23 protein-coding genes are annotated in these 21,999 nt (G+C 53.2%); 9 read left to right on the top strand and 14 right to left on the bottom strand.

Annotated elements, in window-relative coordinates:
* Positions 1-231 precede the first annotated feature (231 nt).
* The 3 genes from HVZ52_RS06260 to HVZ52_RS06250 are packed head-to-tail and all read left to right on the top strand — an operon-like array spanning position 232 to position 1,947.
* The gene (locus HVZ52_RS06260) at positions 232-588 is read left to right on the top strand and encodes an ArsC family reductase (RefSeq protein ID WP_181599008.1); all 357 of its coding nucleotides are present in this window, start codon (positions 232-234) and stop codon (positions 586-588) included.
* A 3-nt stretch (positions 589-591) separates the two neighbouring features.
* Positions 592-1,719, top strand: coding sequence for a succinyl-diaminopimelate desuccinylase (gene dapE / locus HVZ52_RS06255; protein ID WP_016153967.1), 1,128 nt, complete (start codon positions 592-594; stop codon positions 1,717-1,719).
* Between the two features lie 27 nt (positions 1,720-1,746).
* Positions 1,747-1,947, top strand: coding sequence for a YpfN family protein (locus HVZ52_RS06250; protein ID WP_003835080.1), 201 nt, complete (start codon positions 1,747-1,749; stop codon positions 1,945-1,947).
* 48 nt (positions 1,948-1,995) lie between these two features.
* Here HVZ52_RS06250 and ypfH read toward each other — a convergent pair whose 3' ends face one another.
* The 6 genes from ypfH to dapA form a co-directional block, all read right to left on the bottom strand.
* Entirely contained in the window at positions 1,996-2,694 is a 699-nt protein-coding gene (gene ypfH / locus HVZ52_RS06245) for an esterase (RefSeq protein WP_016153968.1), read from the bottom strand.
* 73 nt (positions 2,695-2,767) lie between these two features.
* Positions 2,768-4,783: a GNAT family N-acetyltransferase gene (locus HVZ52_RS06240; protein WP_181599007.1), complete on the bottom strand. Its 2,016-nt coding sequence runs from the start codon at positions 4,781-4,783 to the stop codon at positions 2,768-2,770.
* 15 nt (positions 4,784-4,798) lie between these two features.
* Positions 4,799-5,665 (bottom strand): neutral zinc metallopeptidase, encoded by an 867-nt coding sequence (locus tag HVZ52_RS06235; RefSeq protein ID WP_016153970.1) that lies wholly within the window; start codon positions 5,663-5,665, stop codon positions 4,799-4,801.
* Between the two features lie 128 nt (positions 5,666-5,793).
* On the bottom strand, positions 5,794-6,507 hold the full coding sequence (purC, locus tag HVZ52_RS06230; protein WP_003835086.1) for a phosphoribosylaminoimidazolesuccinocarboxamide synthase: 714 nt from the start codon (positions 6,505-6,507) through the stop codon (positions 5,794-5,796).
* Between the two features lie 111 nt (positions 6,508-6,618).
* Positions 6,619-7,653 (bottom strand): outer membrane protein assembly factor BamC, encoded by a 1,035-nt coding sequence (bamC, locus tag HVZ52_RS06225; RefSeq protein WP_016153971.1) that lies wholly within the window; start codon positions 7,651-7,653, stop codon positions 6,619-6,621.
* A 16-nt stretch (positions 7,654-7,669) separates the two neighbouring features.
* Entirely contained in the window at positions 7,670-8,548 is an 879-nt protein-coding gene (dapA, locus tag HVZ52_RS06220; RefSeq protein WP_016153972.1) for a 4-hydroxy-tetrahydrodipicolinate synthase, read from the bottom strand.
* A gap of 145 nt (positions 8,549-8,693) precedes the next feature.
* Here dapA and HVZ52_RS06215 point away from each other — a divergent pair, with 145 nt between their 5' ends.
* Both HVZ52_RS06215 and bcp read left to right on the top strand, forming a co-directional pair.
* The gene (locus HVZ52_RS06215; RefSeq protein ID WP_003037954.1) at positions 8,694-9,266 is read left to right on the top strand and encodes a glycine cleavage system transcriptional repressor; all 573 of its coding nucleotides are present in this window, start codon (positions 8,694-8,696) and stop codon (positions 9,264-9,266) included.
* Positions 9,266-9,736, top strand: coding sequence for a thioredoxin-dependent thiol peroxidase (gene bcp / locus HVZ52_RS06210; RefSeq protein ID WP_003835095.1), 471 nt, complete (start codon positions 9,266-9,268; stop codon positions 9,734-9,736). The genes HVZ52_RS06215 and bcp overlap by 1 nt, the downstream gene beginning before the upstream one ends.
* Before the next feature lie 115 nt (positions 9,737-9,851).
* On the opposite strand, the gene iadA is transcribed toward bcp, so the two are convergent.
* The 4 genes from iadA to HVZ52_RS06190 form a co-directional block, all read right to left on the bottom strand.
* Entirely contained in the window at positions 9,852-11,015 is a 1,164-nt protein-coding gene (iadA, locus tag HVZ52_RS06205) for a beta-aspartyl-peptidase (protein WP_181599006.1), read from the bottom strand.
* Between the two features lie 11 nt (positions 11,016-11,026).
* Positions 11,027-11,488 (bottom strand): YjiG family protein, encoded by a 462-nt coding sequence (locus HVZ52_RS06200; RefSeq protein WP_003037948.1) that lies wholly within the window; start codon positions 11,486-11,488, stop codon positions 11,027-11,029.
* A 1-nt stretch (position 11,489) separates the two neighbouring features.
* Positions 11,490-12,149, bottom strand: coding sequence for a nucleoside recognition domain-containing protein (locus tag HVZ52_RS06195; RefSeq protein WP_016153974.1), 660 nt, complete (start codon positions 12,147-12,149; stop codon positions 11,490-11,492).
* 166 nt (positions 12,150-12,315) lie between these two features.
* On the bottom strand, positions 12,316-13,380 hold the full coding sequence (locus HVZ52_RS06190; RefSeq protein ID WP_016153975.1) for an AI-2E family transporter: 1,065 nt from the start codon (positions 13,378-13,380) through the stop codon (positions 12,316-12,318).
* Positions 13,381-13,606: 226 nt separating this feature from the next.
* Between HVZ52_RS06190 and bepA the strand changes: the two genes are divergently transcribed.
* Together bepA and arsC are read left to right on the top strand one after the other, a co-directional pair.
* Positions 13,607-15,070, top strand: a complete 1,464-nt coding sequence (gene bepA / locus HVZ52_RS06185) for a beta-barrel assembly-enhancing protease (RefSeq protein WP_016157117.1) — start codon at positions 13,607-13,609, stop codon at positions 15,068-15,070.
* Positions 15,071-15,157: 87 nt separating this feature from the next.
* On the top strand, positions 15,158-15,517 hold the full coding sequence (gene arsC, locus HVZ52_RS06180) for an arsenate reductase (glutaredoxin) (protein ID WP_115190349.1): 360 nt from the start codon (positions 15,158-15,160) through the stop codon (positions 15,515-15,517).
* A gap of 35 nt (positions 15,518-15,552) precedes the next feature.
* Here the strand turns inward: arsC and HVZ52_RS06175 are convergent, their stop codons facing one another.
* From HVZ52_RS06175 to HVZ52_RS06160, 4 genes are all read right to left on the bottom strand, one after another.
* Positions 15,553-16,254: a DnaA inactivator Hda gene (locus tag HVZ52_RS06175; RefSeq protein ID WP_200049399.1), complete on the bottom strand. Its 702-nt coding sequence runs from the start codon at positions 16,252-16,254 to the stop codon at positions 15,553-15,555.
* A 95-nt stretch (positions 16,255-16,349) separates the two neighbouring features.
* A complete protein-coding gene (uraA, locus tag HVZ52_RS06170) occupies positions 16,350-17,639 on the bottom strand; it encodes a uracil permease (protein WP_016157119.1) in 1,290 nt (429 codons plus the stop codon).
* 95 nt (positions 17,640-17,734) lie between these two features.
* On the bottom strand, positions 17,735-18,361 hold the full coding sequence (gene upp, locus HVZ52_RS06165; RefSeq protein ID WP_003835110.1) for a uracil phosphoribosyltransferase: 627 nt from the start codon (positions 18,359-18,361) through the stop codon (positions 17,735-17,737).
* A gap of 183 nt (positions 18,362-18,544) precedes the next feature.
* Positions 18,545-19,975 (bottom strand): 6-phospho-beta-glucosidase, encoded by a 1,431-nt coding sequence (locus tag HVZ52_RS06160; protein ID WP_181599005.1) that lies wholly within the window; start codon positions 19,973-19,975, stop codon positions 18,545-18,547.
* A gap of 295 nt (positions 19,976-20,270) precedes the next feature.
* Between HVZ52_RS06160 and purM the strand changes: the two genes are divergently transcribed.
* Together purM and purN are read left to right on the top strand one after the other, a co-directional pair.
* A complete protein-coding gene (gene purM, locus HVZ52_RS06155; RefSeq protein ID WP_016157121.1) occupies positions 20,271-21,308 on the top strand; it encodes a phosphoribosylformylglycinamidine cyclo-ligase in 1,038 nt (345 codons plus the stop codon).
* Positions 21,305-21,949 carry a phosphoribosylglycinamide formyltransferase gene (gene purN / locus HVZ52_RS06150; protein ID WP_181599004.1) on the top strand — a complete coding sequence of 215 codons (645 nt, stop codon included), beginning with the start codon at positions 21,305-21,307 and terminating at the stop codon, positions 21,947-21,949. Before purM ends, purN begins: the two co-directional genes overlap by 4 nt.
* Positions 21,950-21,999: the final 50 nt, after the last annotated feature.

Genomic DNA, 21,999 nt, shown 5'->3' with positions numbered 1-21,999 from the left:
GAAATATTCATACATCATCTACGACTTTGGCAATTCTGATGGAAAAACAGGCTGATGCAAACAGGCAAATTCTGATTTTCAGTTTCTCATGAATTTTGGAACTTTCAGGAATCATTATTCACCATTCAACAACAATGTTATATTTTTCTATAACGGTTCGATGACAATATGTATTATTCATGTTTATAGAACACGAGAATAAATATTCAAATTACGTCAATAAGGATTCAAATGTTCACCCTCTACGGCATTAAGAATTGCGATACGATTAAAAAAGCCAGACGCTGGCTGGAAGACAATGGGGTCGACTACCGCTTCCATGATTATCGCGTCGACGGCCTGGACAACGCGTTATTACACGCCTTTATCAGCGAATTAGGTTGGGAGGCGCTGCTCAATACACGTGGAACCACCTGGCGCAAACTGGATGAAGCCACACGTAACCAAATCACCGATGCGTCCTCTGCTGCTGCATTGATGATTGAAATGCCTGCAATTATCAAACGCCCATTGCTCTGCGCGCCGGGTAAGCCTATGCTGCTTGGCTTTAGTGAATCCAGTTATACGCAGTTTTTTAATGAGGTATAGTCTATGTCGTGCCCGGTTATTGAGCTGACACAGCAGCTTATTCGCCGTCCTTCCCTGAGCCCGGATGATGCCGGGTGCCAGGCGTTAATGATTGAACGCCTGCGCGCGGTAGGTTTTACCGTTGAGCGTATGGATTTTGGTGACACACAGAATTTTTGGGCATGGCGCGGCAAAGGTGAGACTCTGGCATTTGCCGGTCACACTGACGTAGTGCCTGTCGGCGATGTCGATCGTTGGATTAATCCACCGTTCGAACCGACCATTCGCGATGGCATGTTGTTCGGGCGTGGCGCAGCCGATATGAAAGGCTCACTGGCGGCAATGGTCGTGGCCGCGGAACGTTTTGTCGCCCAGCATCCGAACCATCAGGGTCGTCTGGCGTTTTTGATAACCTCTGACGAAGAGGCCAGCGCCCAAAACGGCACCGTAAAAGTGGTTGAAGCACTTATGGCACGCAATGAACGACTGGATTATTGTCTGGTTGGCGAGCCGTCCAGCACGGAAATCGTTGGCGACGTGGTGAAAAATGGGCGTCGTGGTTCACTGACCTGCAATCTGACCATTCACGGCGTGCAGGGCCACGTAGCCTACCCGCATCTGGCCGATAACCCGGTACACCGCGCGGCGCCAATGCTTAATGAACTGGTGGCGATTGAGTGGGATCAGGGCAACGAATTCTTCCCGGCGACCAGCATGCAGATTGCCAATATTCAGGCAGGAACCGGCAGCAACAATGTTATTCCCGGCGAACTGTTTATCCAGTTCAACTTCCGTTTCAGCACCGAATTAAACGATGAAATGATTAAGTCCCGGGTGCTGGAGCTGCTGGAGAAACATCAGTTACGTTATACCGTCGACTGGTGGCTTTCCGGTCAGCCGTTCCTGACCGCACGCGGTAAACTGGTGGATGCGGTGGTGAACGCCATTGAGCACTATAATGAGATTAAACCGCAGTTACTGACTACAGGCGGGACGTCCGACGGGCGTTTTATTGCCCGCATGGGGGCACAGGTAGTAGAACTTGGGCCGGTCAACGCCACCATTCATAAAATTAATGAATGTGTTAATGCCGCCGACCTGCAACTGCTTGCCCGTATGTATCAACGTATCATGGAGCAACTCGTCGCCTGATGAGTGTTCCTGTAAGAGGAAATGAGCATGGACTGGCTGGCAAAATACTGGTGGATTCTGGTGTTGGTGTTTCTGGTAGGCGTATTGCTGAACGTGATTAAAGATCTCAAGCGCGTCGACCACAAGAAATTTCTTGCCAATAAGCCGGAGCTTCCCCCGCATCGTGATTTTAACGATAAATGGGATGACGACGACGATTGGCCAAACAAGGATCAACCGAAGAAATAAGCCAACGCAGGCCGAATGGCGGTTTCACATCGCCATCCGGCCTGCGGGTTAAATCATCTCAATCACATCATCATCGTGAGGCTTACCGCCGCTCAGCGCTTCATCAAAGTAGTGCTTCGGTACGGTAAAACGCAGGTGGTCGAGCGCAAACTGCATACTGCGTTCATCAATGGCGTGCCCCAGATTTTCGACGATATCCAGCGTCACATCCCCACCGGCGCGTATTAACGCCTCCTGCGCGGCAACGGCATGAGATAACTCAATCACCCGGTCTTCACCGCCGTGAATCAAATGCACCGTCGTCGCGGTGGTTGCAACCTCCGGCAACGTGGCATAGCGACCATTAAAGGCGATGACCCGCGACGCCAGCCCTGGCTCAGCTTTAATACTCTCAAGCGACATAATCGAGCCCTGAGAAAAACCAATCAGCGCGGTCGCCTGAGGCGAAACGCCGCTTTGCTTCTGCCAGTAGCGAACGGTTTCGATAAAGACCGGCATAATCGCGTCAATACGCGCCTGGCGGTTCTCTTCCGTTACCCCCTGTACCGAAAACCACTGACGCCCGGAAGTCGTACCATAAGGCTCTGCCCCGCCAATGCTGACGATTAGCGCATCCGGAAACAGCGGCGCAAACCAGGAGCCAATTTCGCCCATGGCAACCGGGTTATCGCCGACGCCATGAAACAGCAACAAGAGCTGTTGAGCGGGTTTATCGGGACTTTGAACAACAAAATGGTCATGTTTCATGGCGATCTCCTTAACTGATGAGAATCATTCTACGCCGCTTAACCGCAATGACCATGCCAGGAAATTGAAGAAGTTAGTGAAAAAATTGCCATTGCATAATGCGATTATGTAGCCGTTGCTCACGCTCAGCATCCAGCTGTTTTAAGGCCTGCGCCGCCTCGGCGCGCTGAACTGCCAACAGCGCTTTGCGACCCGATATTTTCAACTGTTGGCACAATTCAGCATCGCTGCGTTGAGCCTGTATACGCCCGCGCAATGCAGGAAGAGGCAACTCGCTGCGCTCAAGCAAACGACTCAGACAACCTAATGATGTCAGTAATGGTCGATGCGCGAAGGCAAACCCAGCCAGCTCACCCCAGTCATCCTCATTAAGCGTAGTCTCTTTCAGTGGTACCAGCGGAATGCGCTCTGCGTTCCACTGCGCAAGAATCTCCGCATCCCGTCGCAGGCGCTGGTGCGCCCGCCAGGCAAGGCATTTTCCCGCTTCGCTGATGGGCAGCACCGCCATAGCGGTATAACAGCCGCTGCTGGCTTCCCGATGATTACCCATCCGTACCAGGACAAAACCGCAACGCTGCCAGAAACGCCATAATTCAGCCGTATAACCAAAGCTGACGGACAGATAGTCGCACTGCGTGCAATAGTGCCGGGCCTGCAGAATCAGCTGTTGCCCAATACCTTCCCTTTGACGCGCGGGATGAACCGCAATTCGACTGACCCGCCGCCCGACAAGCGTCGCTGCCAATGGGTCTCCGCCGTGCGCCGCCAGTGACTGCGCAACCAGATTTCCTCTTGGTCGGCGATATCCGGCCCAGACGGCCTGGCTTAATTCTGCGGATAATCCCCCCTCGTCGACCAGCCAGACGGCACCCGCCACCGAGTCAGCAGCCGAAGCCTGAAGAAAATGCTGACCCGGCGCGTCCATCATTCGCCGCAGATCCAGTGGCGAGGTGCGATAATGCGCGCCGGAAAGCAGCTGATATACCGCTAACGGCAGCGCCGGGTTTGTCTGCCATGAGAGTTGCTCAAATGCCGAGAAGTTAAGCTCCCCCAAGGGGGCATGCGCAAAGGTTTCGTCGTCAAACACCAGCGCATCGCTGACGATTTTCTCCAGCGGACATCCCTGCGCCCAGCGTACGGGTTGTTGCAACTCATAGCGTCGAAGATGAGGGAAGCGGGCGCAGAATTTCAACAAAAAGCCTCTGCCAGTTCCCTCATAGCCCTGTACGGTGGTGGTTAACAGCGTACGAGGGAAACGCGCAACCAGTTGGTGCAGCAGCGGCGCGGGGATCGCGGCGGCTTCATCCACAACCAGCCAGTCTGCGGTTGCAGAACTGCTTAACAGCGCATCCGGGGCCATAAAGCGGTAACCCTCTGCGGCAAATTGCGCCAGCACATCCGTTGCCGCTTTAGCAGGCGCGGTGACAATCGCGGTCCCGTTGATACGTGCTATCAGTTGCCCTGCCAGAGCCGATTTGCCCCGGCCACGTGCAGCTGTGACCGCAGCCACGCCGGGAGGCATATCCAGCAGTTGGGTTAAAATCATCGCCTGTTCTGGCTGAGGGTCACCGGTTGCCGCGTGCCAGACTGCACGAACAGGAAAACGCGGGCTGGAAACTGCGTGATGCTGCTGCCAGTGCAGAGCCTGTCCGTCACGGGAAATCACCCGTTTGACATGTTCAACAAAGTGCGGCGTTGGGATAGGTTCAGCACAGTCGCTCCAGCGCAGTGAATCCACGTCCGGATGCGTGTGCCAGGTATGCCATGGGGGAGTCAGCAAAACCAGCCAGCTCCCGGCGATCAGCGTTCCGCTTAAGGCGGCAAACGCCGCAGCGTCAAATCCCTGCCCGGCGTCAAAAACCGCATGACGAAATTCGCGCCCTAATAACGTTTGCAGCGCCTGTGGCGTACAGTTTGGCTCAGCAGGGGCTTGTGCGCCCACCCATAACCAGTCGCCGGGTAACGTGTCGCGTAGCGCTAAAGCCCGCTCCTGACACCAGTTCCCCTCACCACTGATAATCAGCAGACGACGGATCCCTTCGTGGGCCATCTGTTCGGTTAACGCGCTCAGCGCCGTGTTATCAGACATCCCTGCCTCAGTAGCTTAAATGCCTTTACCAAAAGTATTACATTGTCCCGGATCGCCGCTGTCAAAACCGCGTTTGAACCAGCTAAGCCGCTGCTCAGAAGTGCCGTGGGTAAAGCTGTCCGGCACAACGCGTCCTTGTCCCTGCTGCTGCAGGCGATCGTCGCCAATAGCCTGAGCGGCGTTCAGCGCTTCAGCCAGGTCGCCGGACTCCAGCACGCCCTGCTGCTGCATACTGTTGCCCCAGACGCCAGCAAAGCAGTCCGCCTGCAGTTCCATACGTACGGAAAGACGGTTCACTTCAGCCTGTGAGGCATTCTGCTGCATCTGGCGAACTTTCGGTTCAATACCCAGCAGTTTCTGCACGTGGTGGCCCACTTCATGGGCGATAACATAGCCCTGAGCAAAATCACCATCGGCGCCCAGCTTGTTTTTCATGTCATCATAAAATGAGAGGTCGATATACACCGTGCCATCCGCCGGGCAGTAAAACGGCCCCATCACGGACTGACCCGCGCCACAGCCGGTACGCGTCGCTCCGCGATACATTACCAGCTTCGGCTGTTGGTAGGTCCGGCCCATTTTTTCAAACTGCTGCCCCCAGGTATCTTCCGTGGTGGCCAGAATCACCGAGGTAAATTTTGCTGCTTCATCATCATTTGGGCTGATGGAGTGTGATGATTGCTGTTGGGAAACTGGCTGGCCGGTCATTAATCCGGTGAGATCCACGCCATAATATCCCGCCACCAGCACCACAATCAGCAGGATGATGCCGCCTTTACCACTGGGCAAACGAAAACCAGGGCCGCCTATAGAAGGGCCGCCACCGGAGCTATTTCGTCTGTCTTCCACATTGTCACTTTCACGACGCCCTTGCCAGCGCATAATCACCTCAACTTTTTATTCATTATGATGATGATCGTAGGCGGTTCGGAACAGGATTACCATAAGAAACAGTAATCAAAATCGGCGGGATTGATGAGCCGGAGAGCGATCGCCGGCTCAGGGGAGGGTTAGTCTAACTTCACACCCAGACGATGCGCGACGGCTTCATAGGCTTCGATCAGGCCGCCCAGGCTCTGGCGGAAGCGATCTTTGTCCATTTTATCCAGCGTTTCTTTGTCCCACAGACGGCTACCGTCCGGTGAGAACTCATCGCCCAGGACCACTTCACCTTTATACAAACCAAACTCAAGTTTGAAGTCGACCAGAATCAGACCGGCATCATCAAACATCTTTTTCAGCACGTCGTTGGCTTTGTAGGTCAGCTCTTTCATACGCGCCAGATTCTCTTTGCTCACCCAACCAAAAGTTTCACAATAGGAATCGTTAATCATTGGATCGTGCATAGCATCGTTTTTCAGGAACAGATCAAACAGCGGCGGATTGAGTTCAATACCTTCCTCAACGCCTAAACGCTTAACCAGGGAGCCTGCTGCGCGGTTACGAACCACACATTCAACCGGTACCATCTCCAGTTTTTTCACCAGACATTCAGTATCGGAAAGCAGTCGCTCCATCTGGGTAGGAATGCCCGCTTCTTGCAGTTTAGTCATAATGAAATGGTTGAACTTGTTGTTCACCATGCCTTTACGATCAAACTGTTCAATGCGCGCGCCATCCCCTGCTGACGTATCATTGCGGAATTCGAGCACCAACAGGTCCGGGTTTTCCGTGCTGTATACGGTCTTCGCTTTACCACGATACAACTCAGCTTGCTTTTGCATCTTTATTACTCCTGGGTGTGAATTAACGATAAATATTGCGTTTTTCTGCCGACGCACACGTTTGCGTATCATATCAGAAAAAAAGGGCTGGAGTTATCCAGCCCTTTATTTTTACTTACTGAACGCTGCCTGGAAGACGGCGACCAGCGCGTCGTTCTGGCTTTGCGTCAGGGTATGCCCCTTCGGATCGATAAACTGCAAGCTACTGCGGTTGTCTAAATCACCGACCTGCAGTTTATAGTCGCCGGATACCAGACCCGGATCGCTTGCGCCCAGCTCCTGCCAGTTGCTATCAGACAGTGGTTTGTAGGTCACGGCGATGCTGCCCTGAGAACGGGTGCTGTCGGTCACTTTCATCCCCACTTTCTCAAGCGCTGCCGGCAGACGCTGCCATACCACGTTGAACGGTCCACGTACCACCAGCATCGGTAAACCGGTGTCATCGGCAGCACTTTGAACATCCATGGTGGCGGCAGAGCGGTTCTGCGCGGCATTCGCGGCGTCAGTGGCGTTCTTATCCAGACCAGCGGAGATAACGTTCATCATCTCAGCGCTGTAACGCTGCATTGATGCTGGATCAGCTACGGGTTTACCCGCCTGCTCGAGGTTAATCAGTTTCACCGTTACCGCTTGCTGATAGCCCTGCGGTTTAACCGAGATTTGATAACGTCCACGGTACTGCTCGTCTTCATCCAGACGGTTCCAGTTAACCCAGTCGGTGGTCAACGTCTGGCTGGCATCATCACGTTTGGTGATCGTGTAGTTTTTAGACTGAATGACGCTAACGACCTGTGGCCACAGCGTGTTGCCACGACCATTTTCCACCAGCAATGTCGACGTATCACCCGCGATCTGAGTGCGAGCGCCGGTGACTAGTGCTAACGGCTGAGCCGGCGGGCGAATGTCCAGCGCTTTACCAACGGCACCGCTGCCGTTGGTGACCGGGATATTATAGTCACCCGACATAACTGGCAGAATCATCCCAGCTGGAGCGTGAAGCTCAGCAAGCGGTGCGGCCTCCAGATAGGATTCATCACCGCTCACCTGGCGCTTATAACGCGAGTCAGAACTACAGGCCGCGAGCAACATAACAAGCGAAACACCCGCAACCTTGGCCAGGCGCGACTTTTGTACTGAGTAAGCCATCAAATCTCCCTAAACTTTACAGCAAACCGGCATGCTTAAGCGCCGCTTTGACGATTTCACGAGCATTATCCGTGATTGGCGTCATCGGCAGACGTAGCGTATCGGTCGCCACAAGTCCCAACTCCTTACACGCCCATTTCACTGGGATAGGATTGGGTTCGACAAATAGTTTGTTGTGTAACGGCATCAGACGCTGGTTAATCACCCGCGCCTCGGCAAAGTTCCCGGCTGCCGCCAGTTTGCACATTTCGGCCATATCGCGTGCCGCAACGTTAGACGTCACGGAAATCACACCATGACCACCGAGCTGCATAAAATCCAGTCCGGTCGCGTCATCACCGCTGAGCAGAATAAAGTCGTCTGAAACCAGCTCTTTGATCTGGTGAACGCGACTTAAGTTCCCCGTGGCCTCTTTAATAGCGATAATATTTTTTACTTTCGCCAGGCGACCAACGGTTTCCGGCAACATATCGCAGCCGGTACGGGACGGTACATTATACAGAATTTGCGGCAGGTCAGTATGTTCAGCGATGGCTTTGAAATGCTGGAACAAACCTTCCTGGGTTGGGCGGTTGTAGTAAGGCGTCACCGTCAGGCAGCCGACAACACCACTGTCGTTGAAACGCTGCGTCAGACTAATGGCTTCCGCGGTCGCATTAGCGCCGGTTCCGGCAATCACCGGAATACGCCCGTCGGCCAGCTCCAGGGTCATCATCACCACATCGCCATGTTCATCATGACTCAGGGTGGCAGACTCACCGGTGGTGCCAACCGAAACGATCGCCGAGGTGCCGCTGGCGACATGATAATCAATCAGTTTTTTCAGGCTCGACCGGCAGACTTTACCTTTCTCATCCATCGGCGTAACAAGCGCGACAATACTTCCCGTGAACATGGGCCATCCTCTGTGCAAACAAGTGTCTCAATGGTACGTTTGGTACGACAATAAAAGCAAGCGACCAGAGCCGTTCTGATTGTTGTATGCATGTTTTTTTTATGCTTTCCTTATGATTACCTCACCGCTCAAAGGAAGAACAGGTTTGACATCGTCATCGCAACACTATCTGGTCATTACTGCGCTGGGTGCTGACCGCCCGGGAATTGTGAACACCATCACACGTCATGTCAGCAGTTGCGGCTGTAATATCGAAGACAGCCGACTGGCCATGCTGGGTGACGAGTTCACCTTTATCATGTTGCTGTCGGGCACCTGGAATGCCATTACCCTAATTGAATCAACCTTGCCGTTGAAAGGTGCAGAGCTGGATTTACTGATTGTGATGAAGCGCACGACCGCACGCCCCCGTCCGGCGATGCCCGCTACGGTATGGGTGCAGGTCGATGTTCCTGATTCTCCGCATTTGATTGAACGCTTTACCGCCCTGTTTGACAGCCACCAAATGAATATTGCGGAACTGGTTTCACGCACGCAACCGGCTGAGAACGGAAAGGCGGCACAGCTGTTTATTCAAATTACCGCACATAGTCCTGCGTCACATGATTCGGCAAATATTGAAGATGCGTTTAAAGCACTCTGTACAGAACTCAATGCGCAAGGCAGTATTAACGTCGTCAATTACTCACAGCATGATGAACAGGATGGAGTTAAGTAATGAACCCACTGAAAGCCGGTGATATCGCACCGAAATTTAGCTTGCCGGATCAAGACGGAGAACAAGTAAATTTAACCGACTTCCAGGGACAGCGTGTTCTGGTTTATTTTTACCCGAAAGCCATGACACCCGGCTGTACCGTACAGGCCTGCGGCCTGCGCGATAACATGGATGAGTTAAAAAAAGCAGGTGTTGAAGTGCTGGGAATCAGCACCGATAAACCAGAGAAGCTTTCCCGATTCGCGGAGAAAGAAGTCCTTAACTTCACGCTCCTGTCCGACGAAGATCACCAGGTTTGCGAGCAGTTCGGCGTCTGGGGTGAGAAGTCATTTATGGGCAAAACCTATGATGGCATCCACCGCATCAGCTTCCTGATTGATGCTGAAGGGAAAATTGAGCATGTGTTTGATGACTTCAAAACCAGCAACCACCACGACGTGGTAATGAACTGGCTGAAAGAGAACGCCTGATTTACATTTTGCCAGATAGCGCCTGATGGTGACGCCACGCGTCTTATCAGGCCACCATCCGCATAACTCCGTAGCCGGATAAGGCGTTTACGCCGCCATCCGGCATCAACGTCGTTTATTCAAACGTCCCTTTTACACAGGCTTTTTTCTCTCTGACGACGGCTTTACCCTTCGACCACAGGTGATGAACTTCAAGCGCATCATTGAGCACCAGAATGTCGGCATCGCATCCCACCGCCAGACGCCCTTTATGCTCCAGTCCCAAAAATTCTGCGACCGTTCGCGTCAGCGGACACAGCGCCAGTTCCAGCGGTATGGCATGAACCTTCACCAACTGGCGCACTGTTTCAGCCAGTGATTCAAACCCTGCGACACCGATGCCGGTAAGATTACCGTAGTCATCAAATTCCGGCTGGCTACCGTTGCCGTCTGAACTCAAGGTAATACGCGACAGCGGCACGTTCTGGCGTAGCGCCGTGGCGATAGCCGTGGCCGGGTCGACGGGTTCATCAATGCTGCTGGTAATGTCGATATAACCGCCTTTGCGGGCATACTCCAGCGCCGACTGAAACAACGGTTCCGCACGATTGACGTGTGTGGGCAGCAGCTTGGTAATCGGTACATCGCAGTTGTCGAGGATCTGGTACAACGGCTCCAGCATGCGCGGGCTGTCGCCCATATGGAAGACGCTAATCCCCGGCTTGCGCCCTAACAATCCGCCAACGCGCGACTGCGCCGCCATGTTTGCCAGCGCCGAGGTGTCCGGGGCTGAAGAACGATGGTCCGAAACAGCACATTTCACGCCAATGATTTTATCGATCAGCGCCACATCGCGATCGATACTGCCGGTGATGGTCGGGGAAGGCAGAGAATACGCCCCGGTCAGCATCCATGCGCTGATGCCTTCAAATTCCAGCGCGCGGGTTTTCGCCAGCAGCGATTCAGGGTGACGGGTAATACCATCTGTCCCCAGCAATCCCACCACCGAGGTGACGCCAGCTTCAACCAGCCGCGACAAGCGTACTTCCGGCGTGCGGGTGTGCGGCCCCGCTTCTCCGCCGCCGCCAATCAGATGGACGTGTTGATCGATAAATCCTGGGCACACAATCGCACCGTCAAGATTGATACACTCGCAGCCAGGAAAATCGTCAGGGGAAATCGACGGCGCGATGGCAACAATTTTGCTGTCAGACACCAGTATATCCTGGCGTCCTAAGTCTTCCGGCGCGTACACGTGTCCCTGCTGGAACAACGTCAAATTAAGAATGGAACAGTTCATAACCTTCCTTGTCAGGCAATAACCTGCATAACCCAAATAGAGAGCAGCGCATTAATTACGCATACCGCAATAATAAGCGGGTAATAACGGGGATGGACCCCCGCGGTACCCAGACAGCGTCCCACATTTTGCACCGGATTGCCCATCAGGTAGATAGCCGGTAACAGCACCGTAGCATCATGTCCCGAAAGCGTACCGGCGACAACCAGGCTGGCGCAAACACCGACGCCGCCTCCCATACTCATCACCGCCGCCAGCAGTACGGTAGCAGATTCCCCCGGCAGTCCCCACAGCGCCATTACCGGCTCACATACCCGCCCGACAATCTCGAGCAGTCCCGTCACCTTCAGCGCCTGAATAATCACAAACGCCATTACCACGTTAGGCAACAGGCTGGTTGTTGCAATAGTGAATCCGCGCCGTGCGCCATCGATAAACATATCCATGACGTTTTTACGTACTTGCGTTGTCATCTCACGCCTCCTGCTGCGTACGGCGATTTTCCAGTTGCGCAATCCACAAACGCAGCAGGTTCGCACCCACAAATTTGAAGACAAGGATCACCGCCAGCGGCGTAATCACCGGAACGGTAACCATCGTAAACAACGCGGCACCCGAGGAAAAATAGTTGGTAATACACGCACTGCCGCTGGTTTGCCAGCAGGCAAAAATGGCACGTTCCTGTTCAGTGATAATGCCCTCTTCCGCCATTTCTTTAGTCATCCCTGCCGCAGCATCGGTATTTTGCAAATTCGCAATCAGCGCCAACGAGCAAATACCCGGAATACCGAGTAAAGGGCGCAGGACTGGCGTCATCAGTTGCTGTGCCGCACGCAACCCTCCCAGCCCTTCGGTGACGGAAATTATCCCGAGTGAAAGAATGACGGAAGGCGCCAGCTCAAGCGCGAATAAGAAGCCGTCTTTTGCGCCCATACCGCCCGTGCCGCGAAAAGAGACCGCCGTGTCCCCCGCCGCATTAATCTGCCCAAACGCACCGTTGAGAACGGTGAAATCAAAGACTCGCCACCATTCGGTACTTTTCGCAAACATGCCGGAAAAAAGAATAATCGTAATAAAAAAAGCGAGATATCCGCCCCATCCCACCTTCTGCTGCGTGTGTGTGTTGTGACCCATTTTGTTCTCCTGTTGGCCTTATTCCTTGCGTGACTTAAAGACATCACGCGGGTCAAGTTAAAGACAAACGCAGAGAAAAACGACACCAGAGGAGATTATTCAGAATGTGTGGATAGAGGTCAGACAAGTTCGGCTCCGGCGACATTGCATCGCCGGAGCAAACAGATTAGGGTTCATCAACGACCTGACCATCCGGCCAGGCATGCATTACCGCTTTGATTAACGTCGCCAGAGGAATCGCAAAGAATACGCCCCAGAATCCCCACAGGCCGCCGAATATCACCACTGAGAGAATAATCACCAGCGGATGCAGATTTACCGCCTCGGAGAACAGCACCGGCACCAGCAAATTACCGTCCAGCGCCTGGATTATCAGGTATACGGCAAAACAGCTCCAGAACTCGGTGCCAAGCCCGAACTGGAACAATGCCACACCGACCACCGGAATAGTGACCACGAAAGCGCCGATATACGGGATCAGCACGGAGAAGCCTACCAGCACCGCAAGCAGCAGCGAATAGTTGAGGCCAAACAGCAGGAATCCGAGCCAGGTCGCCACGCCGACCACCACCATTTCCAGCACCTTGCCGCGGATATAGTTGGTGATTTGCTGGTTCATCTCTTTCCACACCTGCCCCGCCAGTCCGCGATTACGCGGCAGCACCCGACGCACTGCGTTCAGCATTTGTCCTTTATCTTTGATCAGGAAGAACACCATCAACGGGACGAGAATCAGATACACCGCCAGCGTCAGCAATCCGACCAGTGAAGCCAGCGAATATTTCACCACCGAATCGCCCATGGTGAGCATTCGCGAGCGCATATTCTCCGCCATCGCATCAATAATGCCCGCATCCATCAGCGCCGGATAACGCCGCGGTAAGGTGGCGGCAAAATCAGACAATTTATTGAGCATGCCGGGCATATCGCGGATCAGGTAGATCCCCTGTTGCCATGCAACGGGCATTACCACAAACGCCATCAGCAGCAAAATACCGACAAACACCACCAACACAATCGATGTTGCCCAACGCCGTGAACAACCAATATGTTCCAGCCGTACTGTCGGCCATTCGAGCAGGTACGCCAGCACAATGGCGACCAGCAGCGGCGCCAAAAGACCGCTAAAAAAGAACAGGATGCCAAAACCGGCAACCAGAATAATCAGCAAGGCGATGGCTTCGGGGTCGCTAAAGCGGCGGCGATACCATTGCATCAACATTTCGAGCATAAAACCCTTCCATGAATCCAATAGCGGGATTGCGATCCCGAATTGTATCGAAATGTCACAAAAAAGACTTCGCTTTTTATAGCGGATTACGCAAAGTGAAAAGTCATTTTTCCTGGGTGTTCATCGTCAGGTTTCGCAGTTACACTCCCTAAGCTTGCGGAGTGTGAACGAAACTTCACGGCATTGGTCAAATGGCTATCTCAAAAAAGAATACAGGACAGAGGTTATGTTCAGGCAGTTGAAAAAAAACCTGGTTGCTACCCTCATTGCTGCACTGACCATCGGTCAGGTTGCGCCCGCATTTGCAGAAACCGCGGACACCCTACCTGATATGGGAACCTCGGCAGGGAGTACGCTTTCCATAGGACAGGAAATGCAGATGGGCGATTATTATGTACGCCAGCTGCGCGGCAGTGCGCCATTAATTAACGATCCGTTGCTGACGCAATACATTAATGCGCTGGGGATGCGTCTGGTCTCGCACGCCGACTCGGTAAAAACGCCCTTCACCTTCTTTTTGATTAACAACGATGAAATCAACGCCTTTGCTTTCTTTGGCGGCAACGTTGTTTTGCACTCCGCACTGTTCCGCTATTCCGATAACGAAAGCCAACTGGCATCGGTTATGGCGCACGAAATTTCCCACGTTACGCAGCGTCACCTGGCGCGTGCAATGGAAGACCAGAAACGCAGCGCGCCGCTAACGTGGGTGGGTGCGTTAGGGTCAATTTTATTGGCGATGGCCAGCCCGCAGGCGGGTATGGCGGCGCTGACCGGTACGCTGGCGGGTACACGTCAGGGGATGATTAGCTTTACGCAGCAAAACGAACAGGAAGCAGACCGCATCGGTATTCAGGTACTGCAACGCTCGGGATTCGATCCCCAGGCCATGCCGACGTTTCTGGAAAAATTGCTCGATCAGGCCCGTTACTCTTCGCGTCCACCAGAAATTTTGCTGACTCACCCCCTGCCAGAAAGCCGTCTGTCGGATGCCCGTAACCGCGCCAACCAAATGCGTCCGGCTGTCGTCCAGTCTTCAGAAGATTTTTATCTGGCCAAGGCACGCACCTTAGGCATGTACAACTCTGGTCGCAACCAGCTGACCGATGACCTGCTGAGTAACTGGTCGAAAGGCAACATACGTGAGCAACGTGCGGCGCAGTATGGCCGGGCATTGCAGGCAATGGAGGCCAGTAAATATGACGAGGCACGTAAAGCACTGCAACCGCTGCTGGCGGCAGATGCTAACAATGCCTGGTATCTCGACCTGGCAACGGATATCGATCTCGGCCAGAAGAAAACCAGCGATGCCATTAATCGGTTGAAAAACGCCCGCGACCTGCGCACCAACCCGGTACTGCAGCTCAACCTGGCAAATGCGTATTTACAGGCCGGGCAAGCCAAAGAGGCAGCGACCATCCTGAATCGCTATACGTTTAACCATAAGGACGACCCTAACGGCTGGGATCTGTTAGCGCAAACGGAAGCCAACCTAAACAACCGCGATCAGGAGCTGGCGGCCCGCGCGGAAGGGTATGCCCTCGCAGGACGTCTGGATCAGGCGATTTCGATGCTCAGCAGCGCAAGCTCACAGGTCAAGCTGGGTAGCCAGCAGCAGGCCAGATACGATGCCCGTATCGACCAGCTACGCCAACTGCAAGAGCGCTTTAAACCGTATACGAAAATGTAATTATCGAACCCTTGCCGGATGGCGATATACAGGCCGGATAAGGTCTTTTGGTCGCCATCCGGCAGGATTGTTATGCAAGGAGAAGTCATGTCAGACGCGATTAAAATCTACCATAACCCACGCTGCTCCAAGAGCCGTGAAACGCTGGAGTTACTGAAGTCTAACGGTGTGGACCCGGAAGTGGTGTTGTATCTGGAAACCCCGGCTGACGCCACAACCCTGCGTGAATTGCTGCAGATGCTGGGCATGTCCAGCGCGCGCGAGCTGATGCGCCAGAAAGAAGATCTCTATAAGTCACTTAATCTGGCGAACGTAAATCTGAGTGAAGATGCGCTGATTCAGGCAATGGTGGAAAACCCGAAATTGATGGAGCGCCCGATTGTGGTTGCCAAAGGCCAGGCGAGAATTGGACGCCCGCCGGAGCAGGTACTGGAAATCATCGGTTAACCTGAAACCTGCCGCAGTCTCTTCGGCTGCGGCGCTTACAGCTTCAGTATCTCTTTTACGAATGGAATGGTCAGCTTACGCTGGGCGGTGATCGATGCATGATCAAGCTGATCCAACGTCATAAACAGCGTACGCATTTCTCGATCCAGACGCTTGAGCAGGAAGCGTCCCACATCTTCCGGCAGTTCAAACCCACGAAGTCTGGCGCGTAATTGCAACGCCTGCAGCTTATCTTCATCGGAAAGCGGCTGCAGCTTGTAGATTTGTCCCCAGTCCAGGCGCGAGGCGAGATCCGGCAACCCCAGATTCAACTGTCTTGGCGGGCGATCGCCTGTGATCAGCAGACGCGTTTTCCCCGACTCCAGGATGCGGTTGTAGAGATCAAAGATCGCCATTTCCCACAGCGAATCCCCGGCCACACATTCGATGTTATCGATGCATACCAGCGATAAATGCTCCATACCGTCGAGCACCTCGGGGACGAACCAGGTACGCTTGTCGAGCGGCACATAGCCTACCGCATCGCCGCGCGCGGACAGTTCCGCACAGGCTGCATGCAGCAAATGACTACGGCCAGCGCCTTCACGCGACCAGAGATAAATATACCCGCTATGGTCCTGACGCAGCACGTTTTGCAGTGCAGCCAGTAAAGAGGAGTTATCCCCCGGCCAGAAACTTGCGAAAGTTTCGTCGTCAGGAAGATAAAGTGGCAAAGAGAGCTGTGCCGGTGTGTTCAGAGATACCTCAACCCAGGATTTCATAAAATCGCGTTGAGTTTAACACAGAAATACGTCGTGATAGAACCGGGCAGCATCGCCGCCCGGTAAGAGATTTACTGTTGCGGACTGTCGGCATCTTCCGCGTCAAGCACGACTTCTTCCGGACGCAGCAGGCTGATAACTTTGAAAATCAGGCTCAGACAAACGCCAACAATGGTCGCCAGCGCCATGCCTTTCAGCTCAGCGGCGCCAATGTGAACTTTCGCACCACTCACGCCGATGATCAAAATAACCGAGGTCAGGATCAGGTTTTGCGCTTTGTTGTAGTCAACTTTTGACTCGATCAGTACGCGAATACCAGAAGCACCAATCACGCCGTACAGCAGCAGCGATACGCCACCCATGACCGGCAGTGGAATGATTTGGATCGCCGCAGCCAGTTTGCCCACACAGGAGAGCAGAATGGCAAAAATTGCCGCGCCGCCGATAACCCAGGTACTGTAAACACGGGTAATCGCCATTACGCCAATGTTTTCGCCGTACGTGGTGTTCGGCGTAGAGCCGAAGAAACCAGAGATAACCGTAGACAGGCCGTTGGCAAACATAGAACGATGCAGGCCAGGATCGCGAATCAAATCTTTTTTCACGATATTCGCCGTTACCACCAGGTGTCCAACGTGTTCAGCGATGACCACCAGCGCCGCCGGCAGGATGGTCAGAATGGCAACCCATTCAAAGCGCGGCGTGTAGAACGTTGGCAGAGCAAACCAGTGGGCCTGCGCAATCGGCGTGGTGTCCACGACCCCCATCACGAAGGAGAGCGCGTAGCCGGCCAGCACCCCAATCAGAATCGGGATAATCGCCATAAAACCGCGGAACAGTACAGAGCCAAATACCGTAACCGCCAGCGTCACCATTGAGATGATGATGGTTTTTGAATCCGGTAATTGCCCCTCTGCTGGCAGTAACCCCGCCATGCCCGCAGCGACGCCAGCCAGCTCCAGACCGATGACGGCAACGATTGCGCCCATCGCCGCAGGAGGGAACATGACATCCAGCCAGCCGGTTCCTGCTTTCTTAACGATGAAAGAAACCAGGCAGAACAGAACGCCGCACATAATGAAACCACCCAGCGCCACTTCATACCCTAACGGCAACAACAGCAGTACTGGGGAAATAAATGCGAAGCTGGAACCCAGATACGCAGGAATTTTACCTTTACAGATAAAGAGATACAGCAACGTACCAATGCCGTTAAACAGGAGAACGGTAGCCGGGTTGATATGGAACAGGACTGGCACCAGTACCGTTGCGCCAAACATGGCGAACAGGTGCTGCAAACTAAGCGGGATTGTCTGTAAAAGCGGCGGTCTTTCACTCACCCCGATAGCACGGCGCGTCATAGTGTTTTCCTCTGAGTGTTGTTTGTTATTAGCCTTGGGTTGTTATATTCAAAAAAAAGCCGACTCTTAAAGTCGGCTTCTTTTCACTTATTCGTTTACTTGGTACCAAAAATCTTATCGCCGGCATCGCCGAGCCCCGGAATAATGTATCCGTGCTCGTTCAACCCCTGATCGATGGAGGCCGTGTACAGCTCAACATCCGGGTGCGCTTTTTCCAGTGCCGCGATACCTTCTGGTGCCGCAACCAGGACCAGCACTTTAATGCTGGTGCAGCCTGCATTTTTCAGCAGGTCGATGGTGGCGATAACGGAACCGCCGGTTGCCAGCATCGGGTCAACGATCAGCGCCATACGCTCATCGATGTTAGATACCAGCTTCTGGAAGTACGGAACCGGCTCCAGCGTTTCTTCGTTACGGTACATACCAACCACGCTGATACGCGCGCTCGGAACGTTTTCCAGTACGCCTTCCATCATGCCCAGGCCCGCACGCAGGATTGGCACAACGGTGATTTTTTTACCTTTGATTTGGTCAACTTCAACCGGACCGTTCCAGCCTTCAATGGTCACCTTTTCGGTTTCCAGACCAGCGGTTGCTTCATAAGTCAGCAGGCTGCCAACTTCCGAGGCGAGTTCACGAAAGCGTTTAGTGCTGATGTCGTTTTCACGCATCAGTCCCAGCTTGTGTTTGACGAGTGGGTGTTTGACTTCCACGATCTTCATACTCTTCTCCTTTCCTCAGACGAGTGGCAACCACAAAAAAAATCGCCGGATTATACCGCTTTTCGTCTCTGGCGCAACACTGGATACGCTTGATATGGATCAACCAAAGTCGTTTGCGTCTGGATGATGAGTATAAAACAAGCCCCGCATTATTGGCGGGGCAGGCTGTCAATACTATGAATTTTATAGATATTCAGCATTGGTCTGGATAACGTTTTGATACCATGAAAAAGATTTCTTCGGCGAGCGTGCTAACGTTCCGCTTCCGTCATTATTTTTATCAACATAGATAAAGCCGTAGCGTTTTTTCATCTCCCCCGTCCCGGCCGAGACTAAATCAATGCAGCCCCACGGGGTATAGCCCATCAGGTCCACGCCATCTTCCACTACCGCTTTTTTCATTTCGCTGATATGTGCGGCCATATAGTCAATACGATAGGAATCATCTACCGAGCCGTCGGCCTGCTGCACGTCAATCGCACCAAAGCCGTTTTCGACGATAAACAGCGGCAGTTGGTAATGATCCCAGAACCAGTTCAGCGAATAGCGCAGACCAACGGGATCAATCTGCCAGCCCCAGTCCGATTTCTGCACGTACGGGTTGGAAACCAGACTTTTCGACTCGTCGTAGTCCAGCTGTGGGTTGTCTACCGTGGCCTGCGTTGCGAAAGACATATAGTAGCTAAAGCCGATGTAATCGACACAACCCTCAGTCAGCGCCTGACGGTCTTCCTCGGTGATATCAAGATCAAAGCCACGCCGGGCAAAGTAGTTGAGAAGATGCTGCGGGTATTTGCCGCGCACATGGACATCGGTAAACCAGTAACGCCGGTGCATGGCGTTCATCGCCATCATCATATCGTCCGGCGCGCAGGTCAGTGGATAGATAGGACACATGGCAATCATGCACCCTATCTGCAATGCCGGGTTAATCTCACGCGCAGCCTTTACCGCCAGCGCGCTTGCCACCAGTTCATAGTGCGCCGCCTGGTACATAACCGGCTCGCGGTCTTCACCGGGCTGGTATTTCAGGCCAGAGTTAGTAAAAGGCGCGAAGTCTTCGTGATAATTTGCCTGGTTGTTAATTTCATTAAACGTCATCCAGAACTTCACTTTGTGCTGGTAACGGGTAAAAACCACTGTGGCAAAACGGACAAAGAAATCGATAAGTTTGCGGTTACGCCAGCCGCCATATTCCGTCACCAGATGGTATGGCATCTCGAAATGCGACAACGTAATCACCGGTTCAATGCCATATTTCAGGCATTCGTCAAACAGGTCATCATAGAACTGCAGGCCAGCCTCATTGGGTTGCGCTTCGTCGCCTAAGGGGAAAATACGCGTCCAGGCAATCGAAGTGCGAAAACATTTAAACCCCATTTCGGCAAACAGTTTAATGTCGTCTTTATAGCGGTGATAAAAATCGATGGCGTCGTGGTTAGGGTAGTTTTTACCGGCAATCACACCGTCAGTGATTTCACGCGCCACGCCATGCGCCCCCGCCGTCATGACATCGGCAACGCTAATTCCTTTTCCACCTTCCTGCCAGCCACCTTCCAGTTGATGAGCGGCTACGGCACCACCCCACATGAAATCTGCTTTAAATCCTGACATACCCTTCCCCTCTCGTGATTACTCTGTGCAAAACGCTGTTGATGAGGTCTGCAACAGAAAACAGAAACCGGTTTCAGTACGATACTGTGTATTCAGCAGGCAGGTTTCAAGCACAAGACTGTACCCGGTTTCATTTTCGTGGCGCAGTTCAAACAAATAGATAAATGATTGTAAAATGCTGAAAAAATCAGCACATAAAACTTGATGCAGAGCAGGCTCGCAAACGTTTGCTTTCCCTGTTAGAATTGCGCCGAATTTAACTTTTACTGCAAGTAAACATGTGGGGAAGCAGGCAGTGACCGATAAAACCTCTCTTAGCTACAAAGATGCCGGTGTTGATATTGATGCAGGTAATGCTCTGGTTGATCGAATCAAAGGCGTAGTAAAGAAAACTCGTCGTCCGGAAGTTATGGGTGGTCTGGGTGGCTTCGGTGCGCTGTGCGCATTGCCGCAAAAATATCGTGAACCGGTACTGGTTTCCGGCACTGATGGCGTCGGCACAAAACTGCGTCTGGCGATGGATCTGAAACGCCATGACACTATCGGCATTGACCTCGTCGCAATGTGCGTCAACGACCTCGTGGTTCAGGGCGCTGAGCCGCTGTTTTTCCTCGACTACTATGCTACCGGCAAACTGGATGTGGATACCGCAGCCAGCGTCATTAACGGTATTGCCGAAGGCTGTCTGCAGTCTGGCTGTGCGCTTGTCGGCGGTGAAACGGCTGAAATGCCGGGGATGTACCACGGCGAAGATTACGACGTGGCAGGCTTCTGCGTTGGCGTCGTCGAAAAATCTGAGATCATCGACGGTTCAAAAGTGGCTGACGGCGACGTACTGATTGCACTCGGCTCCAGCGGTCCGCACTCCAACGGCTACTCTCTGGTGCGCAAAATTGTTGAAGTCAGCGGTTGTGACCCGGAAACCACCGAGCTTGAAGGCAAGCCGCTGGCCGATCACTTACTGGCCCCGACCCGCATTTATGTCAAATCCATTCTGGAACTGATTGAGAAGGTTGATGTGCATGCCATTGCCCACCTGACCGGCGGTGGTTTCTGGGAAAATATTCCCCGCGTTCTGCCAGACAACACGCAGGCTGTGATCGACGAATCTTCATGGCAGTGGCCAGCCGTCTTCAACTGGCTGCAAACGGCGGGTAACGTCAGCCAGCATGAGATGTATCGCACCTTTAACTGCGGCGTAGGCATGGTTATCGCCCTGCCAGCTTCTGAAGTGGACAACGCCCTTGCTTTGCTCAATGAGAAAGGTGAAAACGCATGGAAAATCGGTATCATCAAAGCTTCTGATTCCGAACAGCGTGTGGTCATTGAATGAAAAACATTGTGGTGCTCATTTCCGGCAACGGAAGCAATTTGCAGGCGATAATCGATGCCTGCGAACAGAATAAAATCAATGGCACCATACGTGCAGTATTCAGTAACAAGGCCGATGCGTTCGGCCTTGAGCGCGCACGCGAAGCGAATATTCCTGCACACTCGCTGGAAGCCGCCCAGTTTGCCAGTCGCGAAGCATTCGACCAGCAACTGATACAAGAGATCGACGCTTATGCCCCCGATGTCGTGGTGCTGGCCGGTTATATGCGCATTCTAAGTCCGGCGTTTGTTGCTCACTATTCTGAACGATTGCTGAATATCCACCCGTCTTTATTGCCGAAGTATCCTGGCCTGCACACGCACCGTCATGTTCTGGAAAACGGCGATGAAGAGCATGGCACTTCCGTCCATTTCGTCACCGATGAACTGGACGGCGGACCGGTTATTCTCCAGGCCAAGGTTCCGGTATTTGAAGGCGACAGCGAAGATGATGTCACGGCACGAGTCCAGGCCCAGGAACATACCATTTACCCGCTGGTGGTAAGCTGGTTTACTGATGGCCGCCTGAAGATGCGTGATAACGCAGCATGGCTGGACGGCGTTCGTCTGCCGCCACAAGGCTACGCCGCCGACGAAGAATAAAATCAACCTGTAAACCGGATCTCACCATCCGGTTTACAGGCATAAATACC

Origin of the sequence: Citrobacter sp. RHB36-C18 (genome assembly GCF_013814485.1) — a bacterium.
In the GTDB taxonomy this organism is placed as follows: Bacteria; Pseudomonadota; Gammaproteobacteria; order Enterobacterales; family Enterobacteriaceae; genus Citrobacter; species Citrobacter braakii.
This window is presented reverse-complemented; position numbering and strand designations above follow the sequence as displayed.

Excerpts from the sequence above, each read along its gene's own strand:
- dapE (WP_016153967.1), top strand. The coding sequence starts at position 592 with ATGTCGTGCCCGGTTATTGAGCTGACACAGCAGCTTATTCGCCGTCCT.
- iadA (WP_181599006.1), bottom strand. The coding sequence starts at position 11,015 with ATGAACTGTTCCATTCTTAATTTGACGTTGTTCCAGCAGGGACACGTG.
- bamC (WP_016153971.1), bottom strand. The coding sequence starts at position 7,653 with ATGGCTTACTCAGTACAAAAGTCGCGCCTGGCCAAGGTTGCGGGTGTT.
- upp (WP_003835110.1), bottom strand. The coding sequence starts at position 18,361 with ATGAAGATCGTGGAAGTCAAACACCCACTCGTCAAACACAAGCTGGGA.
- ypfH (WP_016153968.1), bottom strand. The coding sequence starts at position 2,694 with ATGAAACATGACCATTTTGTTGTTCAAAGTCCCGATAAACCCGCTCAA.
- purN (WP_181599004.1), top strand. The coding sequence starts at position 21,305 with ATGAAAAACATTGTGGTGCTCATTTCCGGCAACGGAAGCAATTTGCAG.
- HVZ52_RS06200 (WP_003037948.1), bottom strand. The coding sequence starts at position 11,488 with ATGACAACGCAAGTACGTAAAAACGTCATGGATATGTTTATCGATGGC.
- arsC (WP_115190349.1), top strand. The coding sequence starts at position 15,158 with ATGTCAGACGCGATTAAAATCTACCATAACCCACGCTGCTCCAAGAGC.
- HVZ52_RS06195 (WP_016153974.1), bottom strand. The coding sequence starts at position 12,149 with ATGGGTCACAACACACACACGCAGCAGAAGGTGGGATGGGGCGGATAT.
- HVZ52_RS06260 (WP_181599008.1), top strand. The coding sequence starts at position 232 with ATGTTCACCCTCTACGGCATTAAGAATTGCGATACGATTAAAAAAGCC.
- dapA (WP_016153972.1), bottom strand. The coding sequence starts at position 8,548 with ATGTTCACGGGAAGTATTGTCGCGCTTGTTACGCCGATGGATGAGAAA.
- purC (WP_003835086.1), bottom strand. The coding sequence starts at position 6,507 with ATGCAAAAGCAAGCTGAGTTGTATCGTGGTAAAGCGAAGACCGTATAC.
- bepA (WP_016157117.1), top strand. The coding sequence starts at position 13,607 with ATGTTCAGGCAGTTGAAAAAAAACCTGGTTGCTACCCTCATTGCTGCA.
- HVZ52_RS06235 (WP_016153970.1), bottom strand. The coding sequence starts at position 5,665 with ATGCGCTGGCAAGGGCGTCGTGAAAGTGACAATGTGGAAGACAGACGA.
- HVZ52_RS06240 (WP_181599007.1), bottom strand. The coding sequence starts at position 4,783 with ATGTCTGATAACACGGCGCTGAGCGCGTTAACCGAACAGATGGCCCAC.
- uraA (WP_016157119.1), bottom strand. The coding sequence starts at position 17,639 with ATGACGCGCCGTGCTATCGGGGTGAGTGAAAGACCGCCGCTTTTACAG.
- HVZ52_RS06160 (WP_181599005.1), bottom strand. The coding sequence starts at position 19,975 with ATGTCAGGATTTAAAGCAGATTTCATGTGGGGTGGTGCCGTAGCCGCT.
- HVZ52_RS06250 (WP_003835080.1), top strand. The coding sequence starts at position 1,747 with ATGGACTGGCTGGCAAAATACTGGTGGATTCTGGTGTTGGTGTTTCTG.
- HVZ52_RS06190 (WP_016153975.1), bottom strand. The coding sequence starts at position 13,380 with ATGCTCGAAATGTTGATGCAATGGTATCGCCGCCGCTTTAGCGACCCC.
- bcp (WP_003835095.1), top strand. The coding sequence starts at position 9,266 with ATGAACCCACTGAAAGCCGGTGATATCGCACCGAAATTTAGCTTGCCG.